Source organism: Rhizobium sp. rho-13.1, from assembly GCF_007000305.1.
In the GTDB taxonomy this organism is placed as follows: domain Bacteria; phylum Pseudomonadota; class Alphaproteobacteria; order Rhizobiales; family Rhizobiaceae; genus Rhizobium; species Rhizobium rhododendri.
This window is the reverse complement of the sequence record NZ_SCFL01000075.1, coordinates 1-1081: the sequence shown is the minus strand read 5'-3', so window position 1 is coordinate 1081 and position 1081 is coordinate 1. Positions and strand designations below refer to the sequence as shown.

Here is a 1081-nt window from a genome sequence, read left to right as displayed (position 1 = left end):
TGGACCTACGTGCACGACGTGCGCGTGCCCGGCATGCTGCATGGCCGCGTCATCCGGCCGCTCTATGCCGGTTTCGATCACGGCGAGCACGTCGGCAACAGTCTGATCTCCATAGATGAAGGCTCGATCGCCCACATCGACGGAGTCGTCGGCGTCGTGGCCATCGGTGATTTCGTCGGCGTCGTCGCAACGCGCGAAGAAATCGCCATGGAGGCTGCAAAGACGCTTGTTGTTGTGTGGCGCGCTCCGCCGGAACGGCCGGATCTGAATGCGCCGGAGATGGCGCTACGCGCCAACACCTCAACCCCGCGCAAGCTGATCGATCGGGGCAACGTCGATATGGCGCTGGACGGCAGTGCCGAGCCGATGAACCGCACCTATGTCTGGCCCTACCAGATGCACGGCTCGATCGGTCCGTCATGCGCAGTGGCGGATTATGGCGATAACGGACTGACCGTCTGGTCCGGCACGCAAAATCCCTTTCCGATGCGCCGTGATCTGGCGCTGCTCCTGGATATGCCGGAAGATCGGATACTGGTGGAACGTCTGGAGGCGGCCGGCTGCTATGGCCGCAACTGCGCCGACGATGTCACCGCCGATGCAGCACTTCTGTCCCGGGCAGTCCGGGCGCCCGTACGCGTCCAACTGACACGCGAACAGGAGCATGCATGGGAACCGAAGGGGGCAGCGCAGGTGATGGACGTGCGCGGCGGTCTCGATCTGGAAGGCGGTCCATCCGCCTATGATTTCGAAACGCGCTATCCGTCCAATCTCGCGCCAACCCTGTCGCTGATCCTGACAGGCAAGGTGCCACCGGTATCGGATGTGGTCCAGATGGGCGACCGCACGGCGATCCCGCCCTATGCCTACGGCAATCTACGGGTCACCGTGCACGACATGCCGCCGATCGCGCGCGCCTCGTGGTTTCGCGGCGTCTCGGCCATGCCGAATACCTTCGCGCATGAATGCTATATCGACGAGCTTGCGGCCGCGGCCGGAGTCGACCCCATCGAATACCGTCTGCGCTACCTGCACGATACCCGCGCGGTCGACCTGGTTCATGCGCTTGCGGAACGGGCCA

Annotated in this window: 1 protein-coding gene; it reads left to right on the top strand. The window is 64.0% G+C overall.

Features of this window, described 5'->3' with window-relative positions; all coding sequences use genetic code 11:
* The coding region (locus EQW76_RS28685; protein WP_143123526.1) for a xanthine dehydrogenase family protein at positions 1-1081 on the top strand (1081 nt) is incomplete at both ends.